This window comes from Acinetobacter sp. UBA3132, assembly GCF_002364825.1.
In the GTDB taxonomy this organism is placed as follows: Bacteria; Pseudomonadota; Gammaproteobacteria; order Pseudomonadales; family Moraxellaceae; genus Acinetobacter; species Acinetobacter schindleri.
Genome location: NZ_DEZM01000044.1, coordinates 1 through 7785 on the forward strand (window position 1 = coordinate 1; position 7785 = coordinate 7785).

Here is a 7785-nt window from a genome sequence, read left to right on the forward strand (position 1 = left end):
TACCTGTAGTTTGGGCAGCCATTATTGCCTATATGACTTGGCCTCTGTATCAGTCTATCAAACGCTCTGTCGGTTCAAGACCGAACCTGAGTGCGATTATCATGATGATTATGGTAACGCTGGTGGTCGGTATTCCACTAACATTTGCCATCTTCCTGCTGCAACATGAAGGTCGTAGCCTGTATTACGAATTACAGAAACAGGTCTTTTCTGGTCATCTCAATGTTCCAGACTTTATTCGTAATCTGCCCCTTGTAGGTAAGGAAATTTCCCGTACCTTGCGTGATATCAATAACGACCCAAACAGCATTGTCCAGAATATTTCCATCTGGATTCAGGGACACCTGAACTACGGTAAAGTGGTATTTAATGAAATCAGCAAAAACCTGATTAAGTTAGGTTTTGCGATGCTGTCTTTGTTCTTTTTCTACCGTGATGGCGAAATCATTCTGAAACAGGTCAGCAAAGCCTTAGAAAAAGTGATTGGTCCACGTGTGCATCATTATCTGGATACCATTTCTGATACCACGCGTGCCGTGGTCTATGGTGTTGGACTGACTGCAATTGCACAGGCCCTCCTTGCGGGTGTAAGTTACTTTGTCGCAGGTGTGCCAAACCCGATGGTTCTGACCATTATTACTTTTATTTTTGCCCTGATTCCGTTTGGCCCACCTATGGCGTATGGTGCAGTATCCCTCTGGCTATTTTCACAAGGTCAAACTATCGAAGCGATTGGCGTGATGGCATGGGGCGTCTGTATCGTCAGCACGGCCGATAATGTAATTCGTCCATTGGTCATTTCCGGCGCAACCCAGATTCCATTCCTGCTGATCATGTTTGGTGTACTTGGCGGTATTGCCAGCTTCGGTCTGATTGGGGTATTTATCGGTCCAGTGATTCTGGCTGTACTACTGGCAATCTGGCGTGAATGGCTGCATGAAAATGGCCAGAATGAACCGCTAATGATGCCGAAAGCCACGCTGGCCTATGATCTGGAAGAAGAAAAGAAAGATCCACCAACATCGTCACTTTAAGTGGTGTTGGCAGCGCTTATATCGCATTACAAAGCTAAAACATTTAAGTGCTTAATCCATATAGAATTGTCATAAATTCTCTGTTTCAATGAGGACACAAAATCAAAATAAGTATGGGATGCCATATCATGTCTGCATTGTTTAAGTCATCAATGTTCAAGTTATCTGCACTGGGTATTATCAGTGCGGCCCTGTTCACTGGTTGTGCAACCTCCTCGACTCAACCAAGTATCGACAATATGAAAGCGGTTACGGTAAATGCTGTATCTCCACAAGGTGTGGGTCAGTCGATTGGTATGGTTTACCTGGCTGATAGCCCGGCAGGACTGGTGATTCGTACCAATTTAAGCAACTTGCCTGCGGGTGAACGTGGTTTCCATATTCATGAAAATGGTTCATGTGCTCCTGCTGAAAAAGACGGTAAAGTCGGCGCTGCAATTGCTGCGGGCGGTCACCTGAATACCAATCAGGCACCGAATCACGGTACGCCAATGAGTGGTCACCTCGGTGACTTGCCAGCGCTGAAAGTAGCTGCTGATGGTACTGCGAAAGTGACTGTGGTTGCACCACGCTTAAAGCTGGCTGATGTTCAAGGCCGTGCCATCATGGTTCATGCTGGTGGTGATAACTACTCTGATTCACCTAAACCACTTGGCGGTGGTGGTGACCGTATTGCCTGTGGCGTGATCTAATTCATTGAATACAGCAAAGCACCTTCCCGGAGGTGCTTTTTTATATCTTATAAATCATACAGATCATTTTACCAATATAAAAACACAGCTAAAACCAACCATACAACTCTGAATTATTTATTTTAAATACAATTACTTATAGTTATAAAGCCTATTTATTCTGCTACTTATATCGGCTACACTCGTAGAGTTTCCAAATATTCTGACTTGCTTATGAACATCAAAACCCTACGCCTTATTGGCCTGATTGAAGGTATTTCTTTCCTGCTGTTGTTATTTATTGCCATGCCGGTGAAGTACATGATGGACAATCCTGTTTTGGTGAAATATATCGGCATGGGGCATGGCGTGTTATTTATTCTTTTTATAGTAGTGCTGTTTGCGGTATGTGAAAAACAGAAATGGGCACTCAGTATGTTTATTATGGGCCTGATCGCTTCAATTCTGCCATTTGGGCCATTTATCTTTGATATGAAATTAAAAAAGCTGGAGCAGCCGGCTGAAGCTTAATTTTGGGATTGCAATCATTATCAAATGGTAATGGACATTCCCTCTCCTTTTAGGAGATGAGCAGTACTGCAGCACAAGGGGAAGATTATTTTATTAATATTTCCCTCTCTCTAACTCTCTCGCAGAGGGAGAGACAACATTCAATACATTTTATCAAAGGGATATAAAGTAAATACCTTCATTTATATAAAAATTTAAAAAGGAGAGGCTTAAAACTCCCCTCTTTCCTTTCTTTCTGCTATCAGTGTTTTTAAACATGCTCTTGGAATGCCAAACCACAGTGCAATCAGCACAGCACAAGAAATACTATAACCCCCAATATTATAAGCTTCATAAATCACCCGTACCAGTTCAATCACAGCGAAGAAGCTCAGCATCATTAGTACAGATAATGCAGCCGCTACGGTGCCCTTAGACACTTCAGAAGACATCAAAGCAAAACGGTAAATAACCGAAAAACTCAAGCCTTCACCGAAACTGATTAGAGTCATGCCCAGAATCAGGCAGTGTACAAAATATTCTGGAATAAACAGCCCCGCGACGATGACCAATGTCCCAATAAACATCAGCGGGACGGCACGCATGACGGTATGACCTAATGGCATTTTGTCGATGATTTTTAGCAAGACCAGATTACCTGCTATCAGGCCGCCCAAAACTGGAATCTGGGCCAAACCATACTGCATACTGGTCAGGCCCAAATGCTCGACCAGCATAACTGGGGATAATGCAATCCACAACATTAACGGCATGCAGATGGTGGGCAATGACATGGTTAGTGTCACAAAGCGCTTATTCTTTAGTACTTCTTTGAAGTCATCCCAGACATAACTCAGCGGCTGTTTAACCCGACTGATTTGAGGGTCAGGCATTTTGGCTTTAAGACCAAACCAGCTCAAAAAAGCCAAGAAGGCAATCCCGATAAAACCCCAATGCCAGGATACATGCTCAATCATAAAGGCACCGAGCACAGGCCCCAACAATGGCGCGAGCAAAGACACATTTGCCATGAGTGCCATGACTTTAATGGCATCACGTTCTTCAAAGGTTTCTTGAATTGCGGCATAACCTACTGCACCGATCACAGATAGGCCGAAGCCTTGTAAAAAGCGCAGTGCAATAAAGCTTTCAATATTCGGAGCAAACAGAATTGCCAGACAAGTTATAACAAAGAAAGCCACACCGCCAAGTAATACGGTTTTACGACCGAGTCGATCAGATAAAGGGCCAAGCACAGCCGCAATAAATGCCCCACCCAATAAATAAAAAGACATGGACGACGGCGCCCAGGTACTGCTCACACCAAACTCTTTGGTAATAGCGAGCATGGCGGGTTGTACCAGGTCATTGCCGATATAGACGGAGAACTCAAACAGTACCAGCGCCAATGGGAACATAATGGTGGCACGGGTGAGTTTTGTCGTTTGAATATTTTGCATGGAAGAGTTAAGGCTCATTTACTCTTTTTAGAATTTTAAAAGAGCTGAATTTGGAAAAATTTAGCAAAGTGTAGCAGAGTTTATTGTTTAAAGCTTTTTGGGTTAAGTCTATCTAAATATAACTATTTAATAACTTCTATAAGTTGCGTATTTATAAATTTAAAATAAATTAAGCCATTCTTTAAAAAAGAAAAAAGCGCATCCTTAAAATACGCTTTTAACTAAGACCTGTTTAAAGAGCAAACAATATTATGGACACGGCTCTTGCTGGAATTTTTTCTTATCATTTCCCCGCAAGCATTGATAAGCTTTCTGAGTATTGACCAGCTCCCACTGACGACCATCCAGCTTAAAGTGATAAATGGTTTGAATGGCTTTTACCGAATCATCTTTCAGCCCGGTTTCTGTCACTTTCACCTGACCTGCAGTAGGTGACTCTACATTATTAAAGAATTGACGTAGTTCCACTGTTGCAAGGTTCTCACGCAGTTCAGGGCGCAATTTTAAAACCTGCTCTAGTGGGGTATCTGGTGACTGTAATTTAAAAATTGTATCCTGCGTCGTTGCACAACCACCTGTTACAGCCACACCCAAAGTCAAAGTTGCCAATAAAATTATTCGTAGCATGGTCTTGTTTCCATTGTTGTCTTTATTATCAAAAACTATGATGCCGGGCTTTCTTTTTACCGACTATTGAGACAATGTAAGTACGATTACACAACAATAAAAAAAGCGCACCTTTCGATGCGCTTTTGTAAATTTGACCAGATTAAAGATCGAATAATTTACCCGGGTTCATGATGCCTTTCGGATCGAACACTTTTTTCAGGGCTTTCATATATTCGATTTCTTCAGCTGAACGTGAATATTCAAGATATGGCTTTTTGGTCATACCTACACCATGTTCCGCAGAAATTGAACCGTCATATTTTTTCACGGTATCAAACACATACTTGTTTACGACCTGACATTTGGCAAAGAATTCATCTTTAGACAAATCAGCAGGTTTTAAGATGTTTAGGTGTAAGTTACCGTCACCGATATGACCGAACCAGCAGATCTCAAAGTCAGGATAGTTCTCAGAAACAATCGCATCAATTTCCTTAATAAATGCAGGAACGTGCGTGATTAGAACTGAAATGTCATTTTTGTATGGAATAAACGGCGCGATTGACTCAGAGATGTCTTCACGTAAACGCCACAAACTTTCCACCTGATCCAGACTCTGGCTCATCACACCGTCCAGCACCCAACCCTGTTCCATACAGTGTTCAAAGATTTCCATCGCCTTGTCCATAATCGGCTCAAACGGCGCTTCAAATTCAAGCAATACATAGAATGGACATTCAGTTTCAAATGGACGCTGTACGTGACCATTTGCCAATACTTTTTGCATCGCCAGCTCACCGAAGAACTCGAATGCAGTCAGGTCGATTTTTGCCTGGAAAGCGTGGAGCACTGGCATAACTGCTTCAAAGTCAGGCACACCCAGTACCATCACTTGCAGGTCTTGTGGTTGACGTTCTAATTTAATTTCTGCTTCAGTCACTAGACCCAGCGTACCTTCACCACCGATGAATAAGTGTTGTAGCGCATAACCGGTCGCGTTCTTGATCATGCCTTTATTCAAGCGCAGGATATCCCCTTTACCTGTAACGACAGTCAGGCCAAGTACCCAGTTACGGGTCATGCCATATTTGATCACTTTAATGCCGCCAGCATTGGTCCCGATGTTTCCGCCAATTTGCGATGAACCAGCAGACGCAAAATCTACCGGGTAGTACATCCCCTGTTCTTCCGCATAGTTTTGCAACTGTTCAGTCACGACACCTGCCTGCACGCGTACCATACGGTCTGCCGGGAAGAATTCCAGAATCTGGTTCATCTTGTCCATGCTGACTACGATCTCGCCGTTGGCAGCCACTGCACCTGCAGAAAGACCAGTACGACCACCTGATGGTGTCACTGCAACGTTAAATTGGTTCGCCAATTTTACGATGTCTTGAACCTGCTCAGTGGTTGATGGGAAAACGATGATTGACGGGTTTGGATCAAAGTGCTTAGTATGATCGCGACCCCAATTCTGGAGGCTGTCCGTATCGGTTTTAATACGGTTTTCACCCACAATTGCAGTCAATTGGGTCAATAACTCAGGGGTTAAAGCGACTGGAGCATTCATCGTTTGCAGACCTAGCATGAAGTAAACAAGAGAGAGATCGTCTGTTCATTTGCATATTTTTCAGGCATCAAGACCTGTATAAAATTCAGACGATACATGACCATTAAAGCATCAAAACGGGCTGCTTTAAAAGTATGGCGCAATATTATAAGCTATTTTTAAGCGATTCCCTGAAAAAATGACAATTTAGCTAATATACCTTTGAAAATGATAGTTTAATTCAACCAGAATCATCATTTCTATCAATATCACTTGCAAAAATACCTGATATTCACGTCACGAAGGAAATGTAAATCAGGTACTTTCCTATGCTATTATACCGCGACTAAATTTGGCCTTTGTAGCGGAGCCGTAATGAGCCAACATCTATCTCTACCTAAAGATAAAATCCGTTTTCTATTGCTAGAAGGCGTTCACCAGAACGCAATCGACACATTGAATGCAGCTGGATATACCAACATCGACTATCGCAAAACGGCGCTTGAGGGTGAAGCACTGAAAGAAGCGATCAAAGATGCGCACTTTATTGGTATCCGTTCCCGTACTCAGCTCACTGAAGAAGTGTTTGAAGCTGCGAACAAACTGATCGCGGTAGGATGTTTCTGTATCGGTACCAACCAGGTAAATCTGGATGCAGCAATGCGTCGTGGTATTCCGGTATTCAACGCACCCTATTCAAATACTCGTTCGGTTGCTGAACTTGTACTTGCTGAAGCAATTCTTCTTCTTCGCCGTGTACCTGAAAAATCGACAGATACACATGCAGGCGGCTGGAACAAATCTGCTGTAGGTTCATTCGAAACACGTGGTAAGACTTTAGGTATCGTAGGTTACGGTTCAATCGGCTCACAACTTTCTGTGCTTGCTGAAAGCATGGGTATGAAAGTCATCTACTTCGATACAGTGACTAAATTACCTTTAGGTAATGCACGTCAGGTCGGTTCATTAGGTGAACTTTTGGCAAATGCTGACGTGGTATCTCTACACGTGCCAGATGTTCCGTCTACACGTAACTTCATGACCAAAGACCAGTTCGCGCAAATGAAAGAAGGTTCTATCTTCATTAACGCGGCACGTGGTACGTGTGTTGTGATCGAAGACCTGGCGGATGCACTGAAATCAGGTCACCTTGCAGGTGCCGCGGTTGACGTATTCCCGAAAGAGCCGAAAGCGAACGGTGAAGAATTCGTTTCTCCACTGCGTAACATTCCAAACGTGATTCTGACTCCACACGTGGGCGGTTCTACTATGGAAGCTCAGGCGAATATCGGTCTGGAAGTTGCTGAAAAATTCGTGGCTTATTCTGACAAAGGTATGACACTTTCTGCGGTGAACTTCCCAGAAATTGCGCTTCCATTGACTGAAGGCAAACACCGTCTGCTTCACATCCACAAAAACATCCCGGGTGTTCTCTCTAAGATTAATAATCTGTTTGCTGAACACGGCATCAACATCTCTGGTCAGTCTTTAATGACCAAAGGTGATGTAGGTTACCTCGTGATGGATGTAGACGCAACTGCATCTCAGGAAGCACTCGATACTCTACACAACCTTGAAGGTACAATCCGCGTTCGCGTATTGTTCTAATTCAGGTTGTTAAAAAGCCACAGTCTTCGGGCTGTGGTTTTTTTATTGCTTAAAGGTTTTTATTTTTAAGCCTTACTCAGCTGATGCTGCTCTTCCGCTCTTCGAGAAATCGAAACAAATTTAGTCATGCCAAATCTTAAAATTGCACCGATGGTACAAGCGCCGCTGATTCTGCTGATCGCGATGATCAGCATGCAAAGCAGTGGCTCCTTTGCCAAATATCTGTTTGGCCAGTTTCCCATTCTGACGGTTTCAGCCATGCGCCTGCTCTTAGGTGCAGCCCTGTTGGCGTTGATTTTTAAGATCTGGCAAATCAATTTCCGTCAGGTGAAATGGTCAGCGAT

General features: G+C 43.3%; 7 protein-coding genes and 1 pseudogene. 5 read left to right on the top strand and 3 right to left on the bottom strand.

Annotation, left to right across the window (positions count from 1 at the left end; genetic code table 11):
• The 3 genes from B4033_RS01770 to B4033_RS01780 all read left to right on the top strand — a co-directional run.
• A partial coding sequence (locus B4033_RS01770) for an AI-2E family transporter (protein ID WP_286831552.1) occupies window positions 1-1034 on the top strand: 1034 nt, incomplete at its 5' end.
• A 128-nt stretch (window positions 1035-1162) separates the two neighbouring features.
• On the top strand, window positions 1163-1726 hold the full coding sequence (gene sodC / locus B4033_RS01775; RefSeq protein ID WP_004809907.1) for a superoxide dismutase family protein: 564 nt from the start codon (window positions 1163-1165) through the stop codon (window positions 1724-1726).
• A gap of 213 nt (window positions 1727-1939) precedes the next feature.
• Window positions 1940-2236, top strand: coding sequence for a DUF3817 domain-containing protein (locus B4033_RS01780; protein WP_004896197.1), 297 nt, complete (start codon window positions 1940-1942; stop codon window positions 2234-2236).
• A gap of 209 nt (window positions 2237-2445) precedes the next feature.
• Here the strand turns inward: B4033_RS01780 and B4033_RS01785 are convergent, their stop codons facing one another.
• From B4033_RS01785 to B4033_RS01795, 3 genes are all read right to left on the bottom strand, one after another.
• Window positions 2446-3675 carry an MFS transporter gene (locus tag B4033_RS01785; RefSeq protein WP_286831555.1) on the bottom strand — a complete coding sequence of 410 codons (1230 nt, stop codon included), beginning with the start codon at window positions 3673-3675 and terminating at the stop codon, window positions 2446-2448.
• Window positions 3676-3924: 249 nt separating this feature from the next.
• Window positions 3925-4302 (bottom strand): hypothetical protein, encoded by a 378-nt coding sequence (locus B4033_RS01790; RefSeq protein WP_004896201.1) that lies wholly within the window; start codon window positions 4300-4302, stop codon window positions 3925-3927.
• Between the two features lie 142 nt (window positions 4303-4444).
• Window positions 4445-5854, bottom strand: coding sequence for an FAD-binding oxidoreductase (locus B4033_RS01795; RefSeq protein WP_286831558.1), 1410 nt, complete (start codon window positions 5852-5854; stop codon window positions 4445-4447).
• A gap of 354 nt (window positions 5855-6208) precedes the next feature.
• Here B4033_RS01795 and serA point away from each other — a divergent pair, with 354 nt between their 5' ends.
• Both serA and B4033_RS01805 read left to right on the top strand, forming a co-directional pair.
• Window positions 6209-7441 carry a phosphoglycerate dehydrogenase gene (gene serA / locus B4033_RS01800; RefSeq protein ID WP_286831560.1) on the top strand — a complete coding sequence of 411 codons (1233 nt, stop codon included), beginning with the start codon at window positions 6209-6211 and terminating at the stop codon, window positions 7439-7441.
• 126 nt (window positions 7442-7567) lie between these two features.
• Window positions 7568-7785: pseudogene (locus B4033_RS01805) on the top strand (EamA family transporter); the annotation flags it as partial.

What these genes read in the sequence shown, in the direction of transcription:
- sodC (WP_004809907.1), top strand. Translation starts at nt 1,163, where the DNA reads ATGTCTGCATTGTTTAAGTCATCAATGTTCAAGTTATCTGCACTGGGT.
- B4033_RS01780 (WP_004896197.1), top strand. Translation starts at nt 1,940, where the DNA reads ATGAACATCAAAACCCTACGCCTTATTGGCCTGATTGAAGGTATTTCT.
- B4033_RS01785 (WP_286831555.1), bottom strand. Translation starts at nt 3,675, where the DNA reads ATGCAAAATATTCAAACGACAAAACTCACCCGTGCCACCATTATGTTC.
- B4033_RS01790 (WP_004896201.1), bottom strand. Translation starts at nt 4,302, where the DNA reads ATGCTACGAATAATTTTATTGGCAACTTTGACTTTGGGTGTGGCTGTA.
- B4033_RS01795 (WP_286831558.1), bottom strand. Translation starts at nt 5,854, where the DNA reads ATGAATGCTCCAGTCGCTTTAACCCCTGAGTTATTGACCCAATTGACT.
- serA (WP_286831560.1), top strand. Translation starts at nt 6,209, where the DNA reads ATGAGCCAACATCTATCTCTACCTAAAGATAAAATCCGTTTTCTATTG.